The 23724-nt window shown below is 24.8% G+C and carries 17 protein-coding genes and 1 pseudogene; 4 read left to right on the forward strand and 14 right to left on the reverse strand.

Annotated elements, in window-relative coordinates:
- Window positions 1-110: 110 nt before the first annotated feature.
- From htpG to tlp, 5 genes are all read right to left on the reverse strand, one after another.
- Window positions 111-2039 carry a molecular chaperone HtpG gene (htpG, locus tag BGI42_RS11920; RefSeq protein ID WP_069680510.1) on the reverse strand — a complete coding sequence of 643 codons (1929 nt, stop codon included), beginning with the start codon at window positions 2037-2039 and terminating at the stop codon, window positions 111-113.
- Window positions 2040-2380: 341 nt separating this feature from the next.
- On the reverse strand, window positions 2381-5923 hold the full coding sequence (locus tag BGI42_RS11925) for an AAA family ATPase (protein WP_069680511.1): 3543 nt from the start codon (window positions 5921-5923) through the stop codon (window positions 2381-2383).
- Window positions 5910-7130, reverse strand: coding sequence for an exonuclease SbcCD subunit D (locus tag BGI42_RS11930; RefSeq protein WP_069680512.1), 1221 nt, complete (start codon window positions 7128-7130; stop codon window positions 5910-5912). The genes BGI42_RS11925 and BGI42_RS11930 overlap by 14 nt, the downstream gene beginning before the upstream one ends.
- A 15-nt stretch (window positions 7131-7145) precedes the next feature.
- On the reverse strand, window positions 7146-7703 hold the full coding sequence (locus BGI42_RS11935; RefSeq protein WP_069680513.1) for a GNAT family N-acetyltransferase: 558 nt from the start codon (window positions 7701-7703) through the stop codon (window positions 7146-7148).
- A 374-nt stretch (window positions 7704-8077) separates the two neighbouring features.
- On the reverse strand, window positions 8078-8305 hold the full coding sequence (tlp, locus tag BGI42_RS11940; RefSeq protein WP_069680514.1) for a small acid-soluble spore protein Tlp: 228 nt from the start codon (window positions 8303-8305) through the stop codon (window positions 8078-8080).
- 278 nt (window positions 8306-8583) lie between these two features.
- On the opposite strand from tlp, the gene rpsD reads away from it, so the two are divergent.
- The 3 genes from rpsD to BGI42_RS11955 all read left to right on the forward strand — a co-directional run bounded on the left by rpsD (window position 8584) and on the right by BGI42_RS11955 (window position 11406).
- Window positions 8584-9180, forward strand: coding sequence for a 30S ribosomal protein S4 (rpsD, locus tag BGI42_RS11945; RefSeq protein ID WP_069680515.1), 597 nt, complete (start codon window positions 8584-8586; stop codon window positions 9178-9180).
- Between the two features lie 103 nt (window positions 9181-9283).
- Window positions 9284-9985, forward strand: coding sequence for a hypothetical protein (locus tag BGI42_RS11950; RefSeq protein ID WP_069680516.1), 702 nt, complete (start codon window positions 9284-9286; stop codon window positions 9983-9985).
- Window positions 9986-10359: 374 nt separating this feature from the next.
- Window positions 10360-11406, forward strand: coding sequence for a YdcF family protein (locus tag BGI42_RS11955; protein WP_105165927.1), 1047 nt, complete (start codon window positions 10360-10362; stop codon window positions 11404-11406).
- A 129-nt stretch (window positions 11407-11535) separates the two neighbouring features.
- Here BGI42_RS11955 and surE read toward each other — a convergent pair whose 3' ends face one another.
- The 3 genes from surE to BGI42_RS11970 form a co-directional block, all read right to left on the reverse strand.
- The gene (gene surE, locus BGI42_RS11960) at window positions 11536-12291 is read right to left on the reverse strand and encodes a 5'/3'-nucleotidase SurE (RefSeq protein WP_069680517.1); all 756 of its coding nucleotides are present in this window, start codon (window positions 12289-12291) and stop codon (window positions 11536-11538) included.
- Window positions 12292-12664: 373 nt separating this feature from the next.
- Window positions 12665-14347, reverse strand: a complete 1683-nt coding sequence (locus BGI42_RS11965) for a methyl-accepting chemotaxis protein (protein WP_069680518.1) — start codon at window positions 14345-14347, stop codon at window positions 12665-12667.
- A gap of 321 nt (window positions 14348-14668) precedes the next feature.
- The gene (locus BGI42_RS11970) at window positions 14669-15463 is read right to left on the reverse strand and encodes a Cof-type HAD-IIB family hydrolase (protein WP_069680519.1); all 795 of its coding nucleotides are present in this window, start codon (window positions 15461-15463) and stop codon (window positions 14669-14671) included.
- Window positions 15464-15584: 121 nt separating this feature from the next.
- On the opposite strand from BGI42_RS11970, the gene BGI42_RS11975 reads away from it, so the two are divergent.
- The gene (locus BGI42_RS11975; RefSeq protein ID WP_069680520.1) at window positions 15585-16349 is read left to right on the forward strand and encodes a DeoR/GlpR family DNA-binding transcription regulator; all 765 of its coding nucleotides are present in this window, start codon (window positions 15585-15587) and stop codon (window positions 16347-16349) included.
- A 342-nt stretch (window positions 16350-16691) separates the two neighbouring features.
- Here BGI42_RS11975 and BGI42_RS11980 read toward each other — a convergent pair whose 3' ends face one another.
- The 6 genes and pseudogenes from BGI42_RS11980 to BGI42_RS12005 all read right to left on the reverse strand — a co-directional run bounded on the left by BGI42_RS11980 (window position 16692) and on the right by BGI42_RS12005 (window position 23644).
- The gene (locus BGI42_RS11980) at window positions 16692-18128 is read right to left on the reverse strand and encodes a 6-phospho-beta-glucosidase (RefSeq protein ID WP_105165928.1); all 1437 of its coding nucleotides are present in this window, start codon (window positions 18126-18128) and stop codon (window positions 16692-16694) included.
- A 153-nt stretch (window positions 18129-18281) separates the two neighbouring features.
- A pseudogene (locus BGI42_RS11985) lies at window positions 18282-19685 on the reverse strand (PTS transporter subunit EIIC); the annotation flags it as partial.
- A 212-nt stretch (window positions 19686-19897) separates the two neighbouring features.
- Window positions 19898-20695, reverse strand: a complete 798-nt coding sequence (locus BGI42_RS11990; protein ID WP_069680521.1) for a MurR/RpiR family transcriptional regulator — start codon at window positions 20693-20695, stop codon at window positions 19898-19900.
- Between the two features lie 235 nt (window positions 20696-20930).
- Window positions 20931-22172 (reverse strand): endonuclease, encoded by a 1242-nt coding sequence (locus tag BGI42_RS11995; protein WP_105165929.1) that lies wholly within the window; start codon window positions 22170-22172, stop codon window positions 20931-20933.
- A 226-nt stretch (window positions 22173-22398) separates the two neighbouring features.
- Entirely contained in the window at window positions 22399-23088 is a 690-nt protein-coding gene (locus BGI42_RS12000; protein WP_069680522.1) for a radical SAM protein, read from the reverse strand.
- A complete protein-coding gene (locus BGI42_RS12005) occupies window positions 23081-23644 on the reverse strand; it encodes an ECF transporter S component (protein ID WP_069680523.1) in 564 nt (187 codons plus the stop codon). Before BGI42_RS12005 ends, BGI42_RS12000 begins: the two co-directional genes overlap by 8 nt.
- Window positions 23645-23724 lie beyond the last annotated feature (80 nt).

A 23724-nucleotide genomic window follows, 5' to 3' on the forward strand; every position in this document is an offset into this window, starting at 1 on the left:
TTTATCAGTCATGCTTTCCTAGACACTAAAAAAGGTACTAGACTTTTTTCTAGTACCTTTTCTTAAACTTAAAATTTAATTATTACTTTAAATATTAAGTTTATTTAATATTATAATAGTATTCTGCTTAATAACTCATTATTTCTCTTTATAAATTCATCCATATCTTCTGGACTTAATTCCTTATTAGCAATCTTAGCTAAATCAAATATGTGTTCGCAAATAAATTTAACATCCTCTTTTTCAGATTCATCTTCTGATAAAGTTATAAGTTTTTTAACAATAGGATTATTGTGGTTTATAACTAAAGTTTTTTCTTCTGCAAACATTCCTGCTGGCATATTCATATTTGCATACATTTTACTCATTTCTGCCATTCTTCTTGAATGTTCAGATATTAATATCATAGCTGGAGTTCCTATATCCTTTAATCCTTCTACTGATATATTTTTTATCTTTTCACCAAGATTAGTTTTAAATGTTTCTTCTATTTTTTTATTTAATTCTTTTAATTCTTCTGTATTAGAATCTTCATTAGATTTTAACACATCTGATATATCTGAATCTATTCTAGTAAATTGTACTCCACTTTCCTTCATTTCTAAGAAAGATACTAAATGATTATCTAAGCTTGCATCTAATATAATAGCATCTAATCCATATTCTTTAAATAATTTTATATATTGAGATTGTTGCCTTTCATCATTTACATAGAATACTTTGTTTTCATGTTTTTCTTTAGCTGTTTCTAAATAATCTTTCAATGTAACATATTCATCATTAATTGTTTTAAATATTAATATATCTTTAATTTTTTCATAGAATTTTTCATCTCTTAAGCATCCATATTTAATGAATATTTGTATATCATTCCAGAATTTATTATACTCATCTCTACTATTTTTAAATAATGAAGTTAACTTATCAGCAACTTTTTTAACTATATGATTAGATATCTTAGCTACATCTCTATCATTTTGTAAAAAGCTTCTTGAAACATTAAGAGGTAAATCTGGACAGTCTATTGCACCTTTTAATAATAATAAAAACTCTGGAATTACTTCTTTTATATTATCCGCAACAAAAACTTGATTGTTATAAAGTTTGACTTGACCTTCTGTTGCTTCTAATTCATGTTTTAATTTAGGAAAATATAATATTCCTTTTAAATTAAATGGATAATCTACATTTAAATGAATCCAGAATAATGGTTCATTAAAATCAGTAAATACATGTCTATAAAAAGCTTTATACTCTTCATCTGTACATTCACTTGGTTTTTTCATCCAAAGTGGATTAGTGTCATTTAATGGCTTTGGTTCTTCTGGTTTTACAAGCTCCTTATACTCAGTTCCATCTTCATTTTTCTTTGTTTCATATTTAGGTTCTTCTTTTGGTTTATTGGCATTTTCTAAATATATTTCTATAGGTAAGAATGAACAATACTTAGTTATAATAGTCCTAAGTTTAAATTCATCTAAAAATTCATTACTTTCTTCATTAATATATAAAGTTATTGTTGTACCTATTTCATTTCTAGCGTCTGAGTTAGAAATTTCAAATTCAGTACCACCTTCGCATATCCATCTTGTAGGTTCTGCACCTTCTTTATATGATAGTGTATCAATTTGAACTTTATCAGATACCATAAATGCTGAATAGAATCCTAATCCAAAATGACCTATAATATCATTTCCTTCGTCCATTTTATCTTTGTATTTTTCTACAAAATCTTCTGCTCCTGAAAAAGCTACTTGATTTATATACTTTTTAACTTCTTCCTCAGTCATTCCGATTCCGTTATCGATAAATTTAATAGTTTTTTCTTCTTTATTTACTACGACTGTTACTTTAAATTTTTTATTTTCATCTATATTTGCTTCACCTAAAATTGATAATCTTTTTAATTTACTTATAGCATCACAAGCATTACTTATAAGCTCTCTTATAAAAATATCTTTATCAGAATATAACCATTTTTTTATAATAGGGAATATATTTTCTGTATGAATTGAAATATTTCCATTTTCTTTTATCATAAAAAATCACTCCTTTTCTAGTAAATATTTTAATTAATATATCTAAATAATGTCAATACCAAAAAGATTAATACTTTTTAAAAATTCTTTAATTTCTTAAATATTTCAGTATAAATCTAAGTTTTTCTTTAAATTAGACTTTCTTTGACCTTTGTTAATTTTTCTATAAGGCATATGAAAATAAATATAAGTTAACGCTGCAACGGATATTTTATGAAATACAACGGCTTGGGTTATACTAATAGTTGTGCTATTAGTATAACCCAAAGAAGAAGTAGTTCTCAAAATAAATTAGCATATTGACTATTTATTTATTTGAATGTACCTAATAATCAATATGTTTAACTTTTCTCTAACCTTACCTTACTCCCTCCTCTCCCACATTCAGCAGGAGTAAGTATTAATTTTACGGGGACCCTATTTTTAATAGCTTCAACATGACTAATTATTCCAATTTTTAATTTTTCATTATGCAATCTTTCTAATGAATTCATAACTACTTCTAATAAATTGTCATCTAAAGTTCCAAAACCCTCATCTAAGAAAAATAATTCTAATGGTGCTGTTCCTTTAAGCTGTATTTGTGATGATAAAGCTAATGCTAATGATAGAGATGCCAAGAATGTTTCTCCACCTGATAATGTAGATGGGTCTCTTTCAGCGCCACCATTTTTATAATCTCTTATTATGAATTTCCCATTTTCATCTACTTCTAAACCATAATTTCCATTAGTTATTTCTCTTAATTTTTTAGATGCTTCTAATGATATATATTTTAATTGAGTTATAGCCACAAACTCTACAAACTTCTTGCCTTTAAATAACTTATCTAAATCATCTAGTAAAGCTAATTTATGATCTATCCTTTCCTTTTTAGTTAATAGTTCTTTAAGTTCTTTAAGTTTATTATTTAAAAATTTATATTCTTCCTCTAATTTAATCTTTATTTCAGTTAAATTTTCTACTTCATTTTTCTTTTCCTCTATGTTATTCTGTATACTTTCCCATCGCTCTTTTGTAATCTCTCTGCCATTTAATTTTTTTAATGAGCTTTCTATTGCTCCTTTAATTTTAGATAATTCTTCTTTATACTTCTCTATTTTCTCTTTTAATCTTTCAATTTCACTTTGACTGATAATATTTTCTTTAAGTTCCTCTATAGATTTAAATTTCTCTTCTTTTAAAATTTCACTTAACTTCTCTTTTTCAACTTTACACCTTTTTATAAGTTCATTTTCCCTAGTTACTAAAGATATATATTCTTCATTACATTTTTCATATTTTAAATAAATCTTATCTTTTATTTCATTAAATGATTTAAACTTTTCTTCCACAAAATTTATTTTTTCCTTTATTTCATTTAATAAGTAAATTAATTTTTCTTTATCAATATTTTTAAACTCCTCTACTTTATTAAATTCATTTTTTAATTTATCTTTTATTATATTGATCTTTTCTTCTCTGTTTTTAATTTTTTCGTTTAATGAAGTACGTGCATCTGTACCTTTTTCCATAATTAACTTTAAATTATCTTGTAATATATCTTTTTCTTTTATTAAATTTTCAAAATCATTTCTAAGTTCTTTTATTTTAATTGATACCTTATTCCTATTTTTTTCTATTTCAATAATCTCTTTATTTTTTTCATGAAAATTAGTAACCTTAGTTTCTTCTTTTATATCATCTAATTTTTCTTTTAATTCACTAAAATCTTTTATACTAAAATTCAATTCCTCTGTTATTAAATTTATTTGATTTTCTTTTTCCTTTAATACAGTTGATATTTCGTTTATATGATTTTCCAATTTATAATTTTCTTCTTTTAACTTCTCTAGTTCTTTTTCTAAAAATTCTTTTTTACTTTCATAATTATTAATGGAATTTTTTAAATTATTAAATTCTTCCTGAATATTTTTAGGTTCTAACTTTTTAAATTCTTCTCCTAATGCTTTTATTTGAAGATTTTTTTCTTTGATTCTTTCTTCTTCTGCATTAATTTTAGTATTGTATATAGTTATTTCATTTTCTAATTTCTTTAACCTTTTTTCATTTTCACTTATTTTATCGTTTAATTCATTTATCTTTTCATCATCTATATCACAAGCTACATCATCTTTAAAATTTATTTTATGTTCTGTAGATCCACATACCGGACACGATTCCCCCTGTTCCAAATTTTTTCTTATTTTTAAAGATAAATTTTCTATTTCATAATCTCTATATTTTTCTTTTAATAATAATATCTTTTCACTAAGAGTATCTGTCTTTTCATTTTCTAATTTTAATAACTCTTGGTATTCCCCAATTAATAATTTAGACTTTTTAATTTCTTCTGAATACTGATTGAAATCGCTCCATTTTTCATTACAATCAGTTAATCGTTTTTGAAAATCTAATAAATCTTCTTGCTTACCTGGTGAATTTTTAATAAGTTGTTCTAAATTTTCTTTGCTTTCATTTAGTAATTCATATTTTTCACTATATAATTTTTTTAAGTTACTAATATCTAAATTTAACTTTTCTTTATCATTATTTAAATTATCTAATTTCTTTTTATTAATTGCTATATTCTTTTCAAATAAATTATATTTTTCACTAATTAAAAGACCCTCTTGTATCTTAGATTTAAACTCATCATCTAATTTTAAACTTTCAAATTCTTCTTCCAACTTTTTAATACTAGTATCTGTATTTTTAATACTTTCACTTACAATACCAAGTTTATTATTTTCTTTTTTATACTGTTCTCTAAGTGTTTCAACTTTATAAGAAATATCCCCTATTTCTTTTTCTAATATATCTAACTTATCTTTTTCTTCCATTGCATCTTTTATTTTTTGTTCTCTTAGTTTTAATTCTGGTATCTCTTTATCCTTTTTTTCTGTTATTTGTAATAACTGTCTTTCTGAATTTTCTTTTTCTAATTTAATTTCTCTAAAATCTATTTCTAATTTTTCCTTTTGTTTTTTTATTTCACAACTTTCATTTAAAGTATTTTCATAACATACTAAGTAAGGATTAACTTTTAATGCTGATTCTCCAAATTTAAGTTTAACTTTATCCTCTTCTATTTCATTAGCTCTATAATTTAAGATTTCTTCTCTTTCTTTATAGGACTCTAATTCAAGTTGCAAATTCCAAATTTCTTCACTAGATTTATAAGTTTTTTCTATATCTCTAAATTCTCTAACCTTATAATCTAATTGTTTTTTAGCAAGTTCTAATTCTTCGTTTTTTAAATTAAGCTTTTCACTGCTAACATCTTCATAACCTTTCAATTCTCCAGTTAAAAGGTTACTCTTAATTTTTTCTTCTTTTATGCTCTTAGATAATTTTATAGAAAGTTCATCTCCATACTTTTTAAGATTAAATAATCTTTCAAGCATTTCTCTTCTATTTCTTCCTTCTAACTTTAAAAATTCACTGAATTTTCCTTGTGGTAATACAACAGTTCTAGTGAAATCATCTATTCCAAGTCCTATTATTTCTTCACACTTTTCTGTAACCTTTTGAACCTTATCAGCTAAGACATCATCTAATCCATTAGTTGTATCAATGATTTTAGCTCTTGAAGTTCTAGGATTTCCAGTTTTATTATCACGTTTAAACTCCCTACTTACAACATAAGTTTTCCCATAAGCACCTGATATTTGAAATTTAAAACTTACATTTAATGAATTACAATTAATATTTATATAATTAGAACTTTTTCTTGAAACCTGTCCATACAAAGCTAATGTAATTCCATCTAATATAGTTGATTTTCCACTGCCAGTTGGACCAAATATTCCAAATAAACCTCTTTCAGTTAATTTAGTAAAATCTACAGTTTGCTCTTCTATAAAACTATTTAATCCCTTAACTTTAAGTTCAATGGGTCTCATCTTCTTCACCTTCTTCTAACATTACGTTTAAAAATAGTTCAACAACTTCTTCGTCTGCTTCAACGCCTCTTTCCTTTTTATAAAATTCCTTAAATATTTCATCAAAAGATTTTTCTGATATATTTTCTATATTATTCTCTTCAATATTTACTTTTATTTTAGGAATTATCTCTAAAATATCTTTTTTAAAATCTTTCATTTGTTTAATTTCATCTTCTCTAACATACCTGTCTGTTTCTATTTCAAGATAAACAAAACTTTCTCTATCTGAATTTTCTTTACACTTTAATATAGCTTCATCAATACTTCCACATTTCCATACTTCTATTGGCTTATATACTTTTAATTTAATCTCCTCTATCTTTGGCTCCTCTTTACTTTTCAAATCTATAACAAAACATTTTTTATCAAAACTTATTTCCTTTTTATTATAATGAATAGGGGAACCACAATATCTTGCTCTCTTATTTGTTCCTGGAACAATTTGTGGTTTATGAACGTGCCCTAATGCTATATATTGTGCCTCACTTGGAAAGCATTTTCCATCTACTATATAACTTCCTCCTAGCTGAATGCTTCTCTCTGAACCACTTTCTTCACTTCCCATTGCAAATAAATGAGATACCACTAAATTAATAGTATCATCTCTATAATAAGTCTTTAAAGAATTAAATAATGAATATATTCTCTCACTATAAGACTTAACTCTCTCCTCCTCACTATCCATTTCTCCATATAAAACTTCATTTAATCTCTTTTCACTAGGATATGGAACAGTTAATACAACGGCTTTTTCACCGTTTATTTCCAACTCTATATATCCTTCTCCAGATTCTAATACTTTATGTTTTCCATAATCTCCACATTGAACTATAGTCTTCGGTGTACCAACCATAATTATTCCATGATCTCTTGCAAGAGGTCCTGCTGATACAAGTCTTTCTGGACTATCATGATTACCTGATATAACTAATGTAATTCTTTCTCCATCTGATGATATTTTTTTTAAAGTATCATAAAACATTTTTTCTGCTCTTGCTGGTGGATTACTAGAATCATAAACATCTCCAGCAATAATAACTAAATCTATATTATTCTCTTTCACTAAATCAACAAAATCATCTAAAAATAATTCTTGCTCATCCATTCTACTTTTTCCTTCTAAGTTTTTACCTAAATGCCAATCACCAGTATGCAATATTCTCATATTAATCCTCCCAAATTAGCGTAAATATTTTATTAAAACATATCTTCTTAATCCACCATATTTTAATTTATCCTTACCAATTTTATAACCTATTGATTCAAATGTATTTAAACTATATTTATTATAGGGAGACACTGTAGCTGTCATGATTGAAACTTTATCATTTAACCCTATTTCCTCTAAAATTTCACAAAGAATTCTTTGAAGTTTATTTCCTCTAAAATCCTCTCTAACTATAGTAACTTCAACTTGACCTGTTTCTAAAAGTTTTTCTCTCTCTATATTTAAATCATATCCATAATTTTCTTTTTTATATCCTAATTTTCTATATACTCCTAAGGCTATTAATTCATCAGAATCCAAAGTAACATATCCTATTACTTTTCCTTCACCTTGAATATATTCTATAAATTCTTCTTTTGTTGATAAAACATATAATTCCTTATTTTCTAATGACATATCTACATATTCTTGTAATTCCATTATTTTTTCAATATAACTCTCATCTAATATCTTTAGTTGTGCTTTTAAATTAATACCATCTTTTCTTTTTAAATCTATTATATTTTTCATCTTTTCTCTCCATTTCATTTATATAAAAAAAACGCACTAAAAACATTGTGCGTACTCTATATTAATTTTATAATAAAATCTATTTATATACAATTTTAAGTAAATTTAAAATAACACTATTTAAACCCTGCTATGATAAAATATTTGTGTATTGCTAAATAGTTTAATAAAAAAAATAATGTGTTGCTTTTTATTAAACAACACATTATTTTTTAGATATTAAATATATATTATTTTTAGTTACTGTGAAGAGTTATTTTTATTATTGCACTTTTAAAAATTTTTATTCATATAAAAATTAAATTTTAAAATTTTTATTTAAATGGTAACTATTACAGTAGTTAATTTTTTAGTTATATTTATATACATTTTACTTATTTATATCCATTTTGTTTATCCATTGCTTCATCTTTAATTTCTGATCTCATAGCATTGAGAGATTCTTCTCTTCTACGATTTTTATCACTTAATATTTCTTTCATATTTTCATCATCTGTTTCTTCAATCATTTCATTTGCACGATGAATATTTTGAATGGTATTACTAATATTGTGTTGAATTCTATCTACATTATTTCTTCTATCATCTGGATTATTTTTCATATTCTATCTCTCCTTTATTTTTAAAATAAACATCTTCTTTCTTTATTGTATCTATAAGTATATTTATTATGTAGTAAAAATATTTGTTTAATTTCTTATTTCTTCAAATTGTATTAATATCTTTTATATTTAAAAATTATTTCAGTTAATTTTTAATTTATTCTGTAAAATTTTGAAATTTGATAATGATTTTCATTTACAAATAATATCTTCTATGTTATATTATTTTCAGGCTTAATTTTATCGCGGCAAATCTTTTTATCGGAGATGATATTATTATGGCAAAAATTAAACAATCAAGATTTAAATTATGTAGAAGATTAGGATTAAATGTTATAGGTCATCCTAATGCAATGAAAAGAGCCAATAATGGTAGTGCTAGAAATGCAAAAAAACTTTCAGCTTATGGTATTCAACTTCTTGAAAAGCAAAGACTTAGAGCATATTATGGGGTAATGGAGAAACAATTTTCAAATTATGTTAAAAAAGCACTTAAAGATAAAGAACAAACAGGTTATGCTTTAGTAAAATTATTAGAATGTAGACTAGATAATTTAGTTTATAGATTAGGTTTTGCAACTTCTGTTGCTCAAGCTCGTCAAATGGTGGTTCATGGACATATTTTAGTTAATGATAACAAAGTAGATATACCTTCATTTAATGTAAAAATTGGAGACATAATTTCTTTAAAAGAGCATTCTCAAAAAAATAAACTTTTTAAAGAAAACTTTTTATCACAAATTCATAATGTATATCCATACTTAAATAAAAATGAAGATAATTTTTCAGGTGTTCTTATGAGATATCCTGAAAGATCTGAAGTTCCAATACAAATTAATGATTCACTCGTAGTAGAATATTACTCTAAACTTTAATAACTAATAGACTATATTTAATATATAGTCTATTAGTAAAAATACATATATCTATGATTAAAAATAAATCATATTAGTTTTTTGTTGAAAAGAGGTGTCTTATGTGAGAAGTAATATTAATAAAAACCTAAAACAAAGAAATAATTATAAGGAATACTTATTTTGGGAAAATAAAATCTTAAATGATTATCCATTATGGGAAGGATACTTTAATAATAGATCTATAACCACAGAATCCAAAATCGCTTATACGGGAATATTAGATTCAGAAAAAGGTATTTTAAAATGTGGTTGGGTAGTTTATCCTTCTACATATGCTCTTTTAGGTTTTTTACAGCATGTATTCTTACCTACTTCTTTTTTGACTTATTTTGATCGTACATGTGAAGGTTTTTTTATTCCAGTATCAACATTTAATATTGTAACTGAAGAAGTAATCAAAAATAATTCTATAAGTATAAATAATCTTGATCTAATGATAAATTCCTATAATTTTCTAAATTCACTTTGGGAAAATAATGAGGACAAACTATTATTAAACTTAAATTCATTTTGTGATGAGTTTAATAAAAACTGGGACAATGATCCTAAAAGAAAATTATTTATTAAAATTTTCAATTCACCTTCTGAAACATATGACTTTATAATCAACTCAATTGGATGGGATTTTAAAGAATTTATTGAAGAAGAACTTTCTATGAATTTAGATGATTTTAAATTTACTTGCAATAATGTATTTAATGAGCCTTTAATTAATAAACGGTTTATTGATATATTAAATATAAATATACCAATATTATTTTAAAAACTATAAAAATTTAAAATAATTAACCTAATCATTTTAGTAAGATATAACAATTATAATTATCAACATAAAATTGTTATGCCAAAACAATATACACCTTCTATTACAATGATTATTTATCTTACTAAAATGTAAAACTATAAAAATATATTAATAATATTATAAAAAAACTTAAAAATAAGAGAAGATGATTTTTTAACATATAAATTGTCTTCTCTTATTTTTATATCATGATTATAAAAATTTTACCAATACTATGATTTTAAATTATTATCAGCAATTAAGATTATTAAAGTAATATTTTTACATTGACTTTTAATTTAATGCCAAATAATATCAATATAACAACTAAAAAATTTATATGGAGGTATATAATGTTCTTTTTATTAGGTTTAACATTAATTACATTGTTAATTTTTATAACATCATATCTAAAAGATTCAAGAAAATTAATTAATGGTTTTTTGTTTAATATTTTCTTATTTTCAGCAATGATAACAACTATTGATATAGCATTCGAAACACAAAATCGTTTTTTAATTCTTCTAGTTATTGCTTTTGTTATAATAATATTATTAGTACTTACATTTGGTATTTATGCATTGATTTTGGCATTACTTATAAATGCTAAAATTGTTCTAAAACGTGAAAGTAGAACACGTGCTAATTCATTAACTTTCTTTTTAGCAATAGGATTGATTTTATACTTAATCTTTTCTACTATTATAAGTAAAAAAATTTTCCCTAATGAAATAAATATGTTTTTAGGTGGTTCTAGTGTTATTGTATTCTATTATTTATTTGATATTTTTAATTTCTTAATGATATCTTTTCTTTATCAATTTAATCGCCCAAAATTGAACCAGGATTTCATTATTGTGTTGGGTAGTGGACTAATTGGAGATAGAGTACCTCCTTTATTAGCTAGTCGTATTAATAAGGCTATAGAGTTTTATAATAAACAAAAACTTATTACTAATCCGCCAAAAATCATTTTCTCTGGTGGTCAAGGACCTGATGAAAAAATTTCAGAAGCATTGGCTATGCAAAGATATGCAGTTAAAAACGGTATCCCCTTTGAAGATACTATTTTAGAAGATAAATCTATTAATACATTACAAAATATGATATTTTCTAAACAAATAATAAACAATTTAATTTCACAAAATTCTGCTAGTATATTTGTAACAAATAATTTTCATTTATTCCGTGCCGGAATTTATGCAAAAAAAGCTGGTTTAAAAAGTCAAGGAATTGGTTCAAAAACAGCTCTATATTTTTTACCAAATGCCATGATTAGAGAATATATTGCTTTTGTAGTAATGTATAAAAAAAGACATGCAATTATTGTTTCTTCATTAGTAATTATAAATTTAATTTTATCTATAATATATCATTTCTTTGTTATATCTTATTTATAAATTTTATATTATTATTTTAAATAAGCATTTATTTTATAGTATAAAACTTACAGATAGAACTTTTACTCTAAAAATCCCCAAATAAGGCTATATAAAAAGTAGCCTTATTTTTTAATATAGCAAAAAATTTTATTCAAATATTTTCTTAACTTTATCTAATTCCTTAAAATTAGTAAAATCAAAATGCAATGGTGTTAATGTTACATATCCTTGAGATAAAAAATATAGATCACTTTCTTCTTTCTCAATTTGATTTCTAACTCCCCTAGTTTGATAAACTTTATCTTCTTCTTCACTTAAAAGAATATATTCTGTTTTATATGTTGATTTACCAATCTTACATACTTTTAATCCTTTTATGTCTTCTTCATTAATATTCGGTACATTAACATTTAAAACTACATTCTTTTTTAAATATTTTTGTTCTGCTAAACCAACAATTTTATTTACCCAATTAGCAGCGTTACTATAATCTTCATCATTCCTGTCCCAATCTACATCCATAGATACGGCAATTGATGGTATATCATAAATTGCTCCTTCTATTGCAGCAGAAACAGTTCCTGAGTAAAGAATATCAGTTCCACTATTAAAACCTCTATTTATTCCTGAAATAACAATATCAATATCTTTAGCTAATAATGATATTCCTGCTTGAGTACAATCAGCAGGTGTTCCAACAAGACTATATGCCTTACAATCAATTCCTGTAATTTTTTCTTCTTTAATTTTAATTGGTGTGTTAATAGATATAGAATGACTTGATGCGCTTTTTTGTTCTCTTGGTGCAACAACTATTATATTGTGCTTTTTTGACATCTTTTCTGCTAAAGTCTTTATTCCTCTAGCATTTATACCATCATCGTTAGTAATTAAAATATTCATATCTCTCCTCCACTACTAAGCACATTCAAATAAATAAATAGTCAGTATGTTAATTTCTTTTCTAAACTACTTCTTCCTTGTAACCTACTAATAGCACAACTACTTAGAAGAACCCTAGTTATTATATTTTACAAAATATACGTCGCATCTTTAACTTATTATTTATTTTCATATGCCTTAAACCCTATATTTTTATTAAATGGTAATTATGTTATTTATTATACACTATAATTTTATTCTAATTAAATATACTAATATTCTTTAAAATAAATTAATAATTACATCATTTTATTAATTACAATATTCTAATAAATTAACGAGGCTTAATTACATCAAAAGCCTCGTTTATATATTTTAAACTTATTATCTTATATTAAATTTGTTCTCTCAATTTAATTCTTTGCATCATTGTATTTAAAGTTTCTGCTTGTGCTGTTAATTCTTCACTTGCAGCAGCACTTTCTTCTGAAATTGCTGAATTAGATTGAATAATATCTGAAATTTGAATAATACCATTATTTATTTGAGAAATTGATTCAGCTTGTTCTTCTGATGAAGACGCTATATCACAAACTAATCCTGTAACTTTATTTGCCTTGCTAACTACTTCTAATAAATTTTCAGCTGTATTATTTGCTAAACTCTTTCCATTAGTTATATTATTTATTGCCTCTTCAATTAATATGGCTGTTTGTTTTGAAGCTTGTGCACTTTGATTTGCTAATTTTCTTACTTCTTCAGCCACTACAGCAAATCCTTTTCCTGCTTCCCCTGCTCTAGCAGCTTCTATTGCAGCATTTAATGCTACTAAATTAGTTTGTTCTGCAATATCATCAATAGCTTTAATAATATTATTTATATCTTTAGATGATTTTTCTATTTTATTCATTGATATTAACATATTTTTCATTTCTTTATTACTTTTTTGCACATCTTCAAGAAGTTTAATAGTTATTTCATTAGTATTATCTGCATTTTCAGCATTATTTTTCACTTGTTCATTTATCTTTTGCATAGATAATGAAAGTTCTTGAACTGAATTTGCTTGATTTGTAGATCCCTCTGATAAAACTTGTGCAGTTGTTGAAACTTGCTCTGCTCCACTATTAACTTGATTAGATGCTTCTCTAATTTCACCAAACATTTCATTTAATGATTGTAAAATATTATGTAATGAATTTTTTATTTCAATAAAATTTCCTTTATACTCTACTTCAGTTTCTACCTTGAAATCTCCATTTGAAATACTTCCTAAAACATTTTTTATATCATCAATATAAACCTTTAAAGATTTAATCATTTTAGATAATTCAAATGCTAATTCTCCAATTTCATCTTTTGACATTGACTCAATTGAAACATCTAAATTTCCTTCTGATATATGTCTAGCAATCTTTACCATATCATTTATAGGTTTGCTTATTAATTTTGAAATATATTTTGCAACTATTATAGATAATACAAAAGAAATTATTATACATAATATTATTAAAAATATTGCAATAAAAGATGCTATTCTTAATTTATTAGAGAATTTATTATATTCAACAATATTACTATTTAAAAGTTCATCTGTTAATGTAGTTATATTTTCTATAATAGGTTTACTTTCTTTTTTTAATAAGTCTACTGCTTCCTGATCTTTATTGTCTAATCCTAATTGAATTACCGTATTTATAATACTATTATACCTTTGAACTGAATCCTTAAGTTTATTACATATATCTTTGTTTTCTATACTTTTACTTTCAACTTTTTCCAAAGATTTAATTATTTTATTTTCGCATTCATTAAGTAATTTTTGAGATTCTAATAATTGATTTTCATTTTCTAAAAATACAATATCACGTGCAATTGCCCTAGCTTTTTGAATTTCCATACTTAACTTTCCAATTTCACCTTGTAAAGTACCATAATTAACAAAAGCATATTGATACTCTTTATTATTTTTTATTAAAAAACCAACCCCAATGGAACCTGATATAATTGAAATTATTGCTATTCCAACAAATGAAACTATTAGCTTCTTATATATTGGCATGTCCTTAATATTCATAAAGTCCTCCTTAGTATTTTTTACAATCTGTTAAGTTATTTTTATTGCAACTTATTGAGAAAATTTTTCCATTAAAAATTAAATCTAAAAATAATATAGCACATATTTTTTCACTTGTAAATGAAATCCATTATCATAATGTAACTTCTTTTATTGTAACAAATATGAAATTTAATAACTATATTTATGAAATAATGTGAATTATGATAAAAATAGCTATATTAAATCTGTACAATAAAAGAACATCTAAAGTTTTATTAAGTTACTTTAGATGTTTTTTTAATTTATAATTTATTTATCATGTTCTACAAATGATTTATCTTAACAAACTACATATTTTTCTATTCCTAATGCTACACCATCATTGTGCACAGTATCAGTAACTTTCTTCGCATATTTTTTAACCTCATCACATGCATTTCCCATTGCTATTCCACATCCAACTGTTGATAACATTTCTATATCGTTTTTTCCATCTCCAAATGCATAGCTATTTTCAATTGAAATATCTAAATACTCTAAAGCTTTTAATATTCCAGTTGCTTTAGTGTTTTTCTTTGCATATAGTTCAAAAGATTTTTCATCTATGCTACTAAAATAATCATACTCAGAATTACTTTTTATTAATGATAAGCATAATTTTGACGCTTCTTCATCAGTACATAGCATTTCTACTTTATGAACATTAATTTCTTCAATATCATAATTACTTTTTATATACCTTCTTGAAATACCTAATCCATCATAAAAATTATAAAATTCTTTAAAACCTTCTTTCATATATGAGTAAAGCTCACCTTCTAAAATATATTGAATATTATATTTTTCAAACTCATCTACTAATTTTTTAACAAACTTTTTGTTTATTGGATCACTATATATAGTCTTATTATTAATTATCACTTGAGCTCCATTGGCTAAAATAAAACCATCAAATCCAAAATCTAATATAGCTTGGCTTAAAAATGCATAAGGTCTACCTGAAGCAATAAAAACATAATCTCCGTTCACTTGTAATAAACGAATCACCTTTTTAACTTTTGGTGTAATATCTAATAATCCGTTAAAACAATCTAATAATGTACCATCTATATCTAAAAATATAACTTTCTTCATAATCCCATCCCTTTATTTTCTTATTTATTCTGATTTTATATCGTTTATTCCCATTTGTCAATTGAATTTATTATAATTTTATATTAAAATAATAATAAATAATAATTTAGGAGATTGGAAAATGTTTATTGAAGAACGTTATAAATATATTTTAGATCTATTAGATAAAAACGGAAAAGTATTAGTTAAAGATTTAAGTAAAAAATTCAATGTAAGTGAAAGTATGATTAGAAAAGATCTTCAAGCTTTAGAGAAAAAAAATCTATTACAACGTACTTACGGTGGAGCCATAAATGTAAGACATTCACTTGTTAATTGTCAAAGCTTTAGTAAGCGTGTAGTAGAAAATATTGATTTAAAAGAGATTGTTGCTGAAAAAGCTTTTGATCAAATAAGTGAAAATGATACTGTTTTTTTAGATGCATCAACTATTTCATATATGATTGCAAAATTAATAGTAAAAAATAATAAACCTATGACTTTAATCACAAATATGTTTGAAATATCATCATTAATTCCTGAAAATTCAAAAACACATTTTATTTTTATTGGTGGCGACTATAATTCATTTGTAGGTGGTAGTATTGGATCATATTCTATTGAGCAAATAAAAAAATATCGTTGTAATAAGGCGTTTTTAGGTTGTACTGGAATTGACCTTAGTGACGGTAGTATAAGTACTGCTATTTCAGAAGATTCAAGCACCAAAAAGGCTATAATAAGCATATCAAAAGAATTATTTTTAGTAATGTTAAATGAGAAATTTAAAACAAATGGTAGCTATATATTTTCAAATGCAGTAGATTTTCATGGTATTATTACTGAAACTCTACCTGATAAATCTATAATTAATTTGCTTGAAGAATATTATGTTAATTTGATATAGTGTTTTATCTAGTAAATAAATTGCATGATTAATAATATATACACAGTTTATGTTTTTTGTATTTTAGAGAATGTAATTTTATTTATGTAAATTTTTTATAGCTTTGTCCTATTTTTAAATAGCTTGTCTGAATTTCTAATCACTGTAAACACTTAATATAACAGTCTTATAGCCTGGTATTGAAATTAATTTAAAATTCAGGTTTTTAGGTAATATAAAAGGACAAAAACAAATTTACACAAACTTATTTATATTCCAGCATTTAATATAACAAATATAAAGAAATACACTTAAAAACTTAATTAGTTTATAAGTGTATTCTTTATCTTTGCTATGTTCTAATTATAATATCTCTCCATTTGACTTTATAACATTCTTATACCAGAAAAAACTCTTTTTCTTCCTTCTTTCTAAAGTTCCATTGCCTTCGTTATCTTTATCTACATATATAAATCCATATCTCTTCTTCATTTCTCCAGTTGAAGCTGATACTAAATCTATACATCCCCATGGAGTATATCCTATTAATTCAACACCATCTAAAATAGCTTCTTTCATTGCCTTTATGTGTTCTCTTAGATATTTAATTCTATAGTCATCTATTATTGAACCATCTCTCTCAACCTTGTCCACAGCACCAAGTCCATTTTCTACTATAAATAATGGTTTTTGATATCTATCAAATAAAGTGTTACATGTAATTCTTAATCCTAGTGGATCTATTTGCCATCCCCATTCTGATGCTTTTAAATATGGATTTTTAACACTAGCAAATACATTTCCTTCTGTTAATTTATTTATTACTTCCGGATCTGCACTTGCACACCTACTTGAATAATAACTAAATCCTATATAATCAACAGTATACTTTTTTAATAATTCTTCATCTCCAGGTTCCATTTTTATTTCTATATTATTTTCTCTAAAAAATCTTTTTGCATATCCAGGATATTTACCTTTTGATTGAACATCTATAAAGAAATAATTTTCTCTGTCCACTTCCATAGCTCTTTGAACATCTCTTGGATTACATGTATGAGGATAACTTACTCCAGCTGCTAACATACATCCCACCATTACGTTAGGAATAATCTCATGTGCTGCTTTTGTAGCTAACGCACTTGCTATTAATTGATGATGTGCTGATTGATATTTTATTAAGTTTTTGTCATCATCTTCTTTGAATCTAATTCCTGCTCCAAGGAAAGGCAGATGTAATAACATGTTTATTTCATTAAAAGTCATCCAGTATCTAACCTTATTTTTGTATCTTTCAAATATAGTTCTTGTATATTTTTCATAAAAATCTATAAGTTTTCTGTTAATCCAACCACCATAATTTTTTATTAATGATACTGGAATATCAAAATGACATATAGTAACTACAGGTTGTATGTTATACTTTAACATTTCATCAAACATCTCATCATAGAATTTTAATCCTTCTTCATTTGGTGTCTTATCATCACCATTTGGGAATATTCTTGCCCAAGAGATAGATACTCTTAAACACTTAAATCCCATTTCAGCAAATAAAGCTATATCTTCTCTAAATTTATGATAAAAATCTATAGCTTCATGTGATGGATAAGTTTCTCCATCTACTGTAGTTAGACTTTTTACATCTCCAAGCATAACTTTTAATCTATTTTCTCCTGATGGACAAATATCTACATTAGTAAGACCTTTCCCACCTTCTAAATATGCACCTTCGCATTGATTTGCAGCTAATGCTCCTCCCCATAAAAATTCTTTTGGGAAACCAATATTATTAATCATATTAATTCAATCCTTTCTAAAATTTATTTCATTATTAAACTCTTTTTACAATTATTTATTTTAATTAATCTTCTTGTTTCTTTAAATTCCTATTAACATTAATTATAATTTATAACTGTGCCTGTGTTGTTATAAATACCGTACTAATTTTTATTCATCCTCTACTTTAGTAAAAAACATTAATATAAATCCTAATACAAATGATACTAACATTGCAATTATCATACCATAAAATCCTGTAGTTATCCCTTCTTTAGGACTTATAAATGAAGGTATTCCAAATATACCAAGTCCACCAATCATATATACAAAAGAATTTGCAAAACCTAATATTCCTCCACCTACTGCACCTGCAACACAACTTAATATAAACGGTTTCTTTCTTGGTAGTGTTATTCCATAAATTGCAGGCTCTGTAACTCCAAATATTCCTGAAATAAATGATGACATACACAATGATTTTAGTTTTCTATTCTTTGATTTAAACATTATAGCTAGTACAACACCTATTTGAGCAAATGACGCCCCAAACATCAGTGCAAGAATCGCATCAAAGCCATTTGTTGATAAGTTATTAAATGCTATTGGTATAATACCCCAGTGTAATCCAAAAATTACAAACACCTGCCAAAATGCTCCAATTAATACTCCTGCAATTACTGGACTTAATTTATAAAGTGATAATGTACCTACACCTAATAATTGACTAGCCCATGTTGCAATTGGTCCAATAAGTATAAATGTTAATGGTATAGTTACTAATAACGTGAAAAATGGAACTGTAAAATTCGCTACAACTTCTGGAATTATTCTCTTAAATAACTTTTCAATTTTAGCTCCTAAATAAGTAGCAATTATTACTGGTACTACACTTGAAGCATAATTCATTAAGATAACTGGAATACCTAAAAAAGTTAAATATACTGGTGATTGAATTATAGTTCCTTCAAATAGAGTGTATAATGGGTTACCTGCCATCAATCCAGAAATAGAAGGATATACAAGGGAACCTCCTATTGCAATACCCATAAATTTATTTAATCCAAATTTATTAGCTGATGTATATCCTAGTAATACTGGAAAGAAATAAAAGCAACAATCTCCCACTATATTTAACATCTGGTATGTACCTGATGTTTGAGTTAATAAACCTAATGCTAAAAATAATGCATTTAAACCTTTAATCATACCTGTGGCTGCTATTACTCCTAAAACCGGAGTAAAAACACTAGAAATTATATCTATAAACTTATTAAAAAGACTTACATTTTCTTTTAACTCTTCATTTTTTTCTGGTTCTTTATCTATAGTAAAATTATATAACTTTACAACATCCTTATATACCTCAGAAACGTTATTCCCAATAACTACTTGATACTGTCCTCCACTTCTGACAACGCTTACAACTCCATCAAGATTTTTTATAACCTCTGTGTTTGCTTTACTTTCATCTTTTAATTTAAAACGTAAACGAGTAATACAATGAGTTAGACTATTTACATTCTCTTTTCCACCGATATTTGTCATAATGTTTTTTGCTAAATTCTCGTACTTCATAGCTCTCTCTCCTTTGTTTAATTATATTAATCTAAAACTGTTCCTTTTAGGTAAACCATTACATCGATGTTTTGTTGTGTTTTTATACTTTTATATTAGCATAAAAAAAATGTAGAATCTTGCTTAACATCTGAAAGCAGATTCTACATTTAAAATAAAAATCAAATTTTGAAAATAAAATCAGATTTTAAATATTCTCTTGACTTTTTTTATTAATTATATTTTAAATAGTATCTATTAATAAGTACTTCTGAGAAAACATGAAGTTTATATCGTCCATTTTTAGCATTTTTATAATTTCCAAGATAAATCACTTTATCACATTGCTTAGCTAGTTTTAATGCAGGATTTTGAGTTATTAAAATAATTTTTCCACCTTTTTCTTTAAGAGTATAAAATACATTATATTTCTTATTTAAATAATTTCCGTCAACTGAAAAAATAATTGAAACACTGTCTTCATTACTTTGCTTTGCTAATCTTTCTTGTTCCTGTTCTCCTTGTGCAAAATTAATGTATTTTCCTATATTAAAGAAAAGATATTGAAGATGTTGCATAAAATATCCTGGCAATTGAAATCCAAAAAAATATATATCTTTATGCTCATATATTAAATCTATTAAGTTATCGATTGCATCCAAATCTAAATTTTCAATAAACTCTTTTAAAGAAACATTTATTGACTGAACAAAGCTATTTAAAATCTCTTTATCATTCTTAAAATCAAAATTCATATTCTCTAAGTTATCATTTAAAAGTTCTGCACCTATTTGTTTTCTTTCTATAAATTTCTTTTTAAGCTCATTAAAGCTATCATATCCTAAACTTTTTATAAATCTACTTATTGTTGATATAGATGTATAACATCTATCGGCTAAATCATTAATTGTTAGATCATTAATATCATTTTTAATACTTTTTAAAAGTACTTTTGCTATAGTAAATGATATATTTTCTTCATCGGATGTATTTACAATTATTTGAAGCTGTGTTATTATATCGTGTTCCATTTTATCCTCCAATCTTTCCTTTGTTGTAATTAAATCTATTTAATTGATTTATAAAATACTTACTTTAAATAAAATTATAACATAATCTTTTTCTCTATAAATTGATGATATATTTTTATAATGTTATTTTTAATAAAATCTAAATATTAATTCTTATATTCTAAATTTACTTATAACGCGGCATTTCCACTTATAAGACTATTTTTATATAGGTAAACTTAATTGTATGCTAGTTTTAACCCCAAATTTTATTTACCCATTCTGGATGATCAATAAACGGATTTCTATTATGTTGGTATTTTTTGTATATTATATCATTTCTTCTTCTTTCAAATTCATCAACAGGATCTTCCTTATTCCATTGAATCAATGTACTTATTTTTCCAAAGTATGGATCAAATCTATTATTAACTTTATCATTTAATTCTAAATCAATTTCTCCATTATCCCCTTCGTACCTTACATCCATATAAAATAACATTCTAGCTACATCACCTTTTACCTTATCTCTTGGTTCCCATGAATCATTATCATATTTACATAAAACAGCTTCACTATGTGGAATCCCACCGTTATCAAAATCTAAATTTCCTCTTGCACTATTTACAGATGCATCTGTTGGTCTTAAATGGTGCAAATCTGTTCCTGGACCTGCTTTAGTTCCAAAATGACCATGTGACTTTGCCCACACATGCTCTCTATTCCAATCATCTACTCCTGATCCTTTCGTAGTTTTTGCTTGTGAACGGCCTGTATATAATAGTATTATGTTATTTGTATTATTAGGATCTTCATCTGTATCCATTAATGCTTTCCAAACATCAGAGTATGATAATTTTTTATTATCATCAATTATTTCATGAAGTGATGACTTTAAAGCTTTTCCTGTCTTTCCAATAGCATCTACATAATAAGTACTATCATATGAAGTTGTAGTATCAATAGTAATTAAATCACCACTTTCATTAACATCTTCATCCATACTATCCTCTGAATTACTATGCCCTGAAATATTTATATCTGATGATTTTACTTTTATTATGTTAGTAATATTTTTTAATCCATTGTGTGAAAAATATGAAGTCAAATACCCTGTAATCTTAACTTGTGTTCCTTCTAAATTAGGATTTGATTTTAGTCCAAAAGAACCTCGATATTTTGTTGGAATCTGAACATAAATCATATTTAAAGTATTTGTTTCTGCTAAACTATCTGCAATTGCAATAGCAGTATCACCTGTATATTTGCTTGTTAAAACTTTATTAACAGCTATGGGTTGTCCAATTATATAACCCTGAACAGTTTCTAATGTATTATTTTGACTTTGTATAGCTTGCATTACTGTATATGGATTTGTAATCATTCCATTTTCTGTTATAGCATATGTGGTTTTAGTTATAGAAAAAGAAAAAACTAAAACTAAACTAAGTATAAATGATAATGTAATCCTTTTAATTTGGAACTTTTTATATTTCAAAGTTACTCCTCCTAAAATATTTATTAATACTCATTTTCATTTCTAATTGCTATCACTAAATCAATACATTTAAATAAATCTGGATTATCCTGTTTTAATATATTCTAAATCTTTAATATATATTAATAATTTTTATCATCATAATTATATAAATATAGACACCTTTAAAAATTTATATAAATATAAAAAAATAGCTAGTAAAATATACTTTTACTAGCAAACACTCCTAATCTCCAACACCGAAATCAGTGTTTTCAAATAATATTTCTATTTTTTCAATATCTCTTAAAAATTGATATTCTTTTATAAACCACCTTATTAACTCTTCGTCCCTTTTTACTTCAGTAGTGTTTTCTGTAAATATATTTATTGTTCCATAGTCAAAATGATGTAATACTATATCTATATCCCTTTTTACCATTTCTTTAGTTTGCCCTTTTATACCAACCAAAAGACAAACTGATTGAAAATATTTTTTTACATCTTTATATGTTTTAAAGTTAGCATTTTTGTTTAAAACTTTATTTCTAAAACCATTATCAAAACTTTCTACACCTATTTTAAAAACTACTTCTATTCCAAAAAAATCTTTCATTTCTTTAAGCCTATTTTTATAACACCAATGACTCTCCAAAAATAATTTTTTTATATCGTTTTTAGTTATTACTTCTTTTATCTTCTTTAATGTTTCTTTTGGTAATTCAAAACAGCTACCTGAGTTTATTACCTCTAAAGTTTTATAAGCACCATTTACATTATTAAGGACTTGAAAATTTAATTTATTTATTTCATCTTCTTTTATTGAGTTATCATCTATATAATCACAAAATGTACATTTACCCCAAACACATGGAAATCCCTTTAATAAAACAATTTCTCTTCTATTTTTTCCTTCTATAATATTATATCTATCCATTAACTTCATTCCCAACTAAGTTCATAATAATTTTTATTGGTATAGCCTTTATTACTGAAAATACTAATATAAAACTAACAGCTTTATCTAATAAATCAGTAAATATTTGAGTCGAAAATACTGCTGTAATTGTACTTATCCCTAAATTTTTAAATATAGCAACAAATATACTAGATCCTGATGAAGTAACTCCATTAAATACAAATGATGCTACTATTGATGCAGTTATTGATCCTAAAATTGTAATTAATATAATCAAAAATACTGATTTAATTCCTTCAAATTTAGAATTTTTAAAACATATACCTGTACTTAAACCTACAATCAATTGTACTGGCATAAAATAAAATGAAATTGGATCAAAAGTCGCCCCATTTACTATTGAAGTCATTCCACCAACTATTCCTCCATTAATCGGTCCTAATAGAACTGCACTTAATAAAGTTCCTATTGTATCAATATATATAGGTAATTTAAAAGTTAGTGCTATAAATCCGCCTACAAGATTTATCACTATACATAAAGACATAAATATCATTATATTTAATTTTTTCATATTTTAAATTCCCCTTTTAATCTATTTTTATAACAACTTAATATTGTTTATGATTCATAAATTTAACATTTAGTTATATT

This window comes from Clostridium taeniosporum, assembly GCF_001735765.2.
GTDB classification, from domain to species: domain Bacteria; phylum Bacillota; class Clostridia; order Clostridiales; family Clostridiaceae; genus Clostridium; species Clostridium taeniosporum.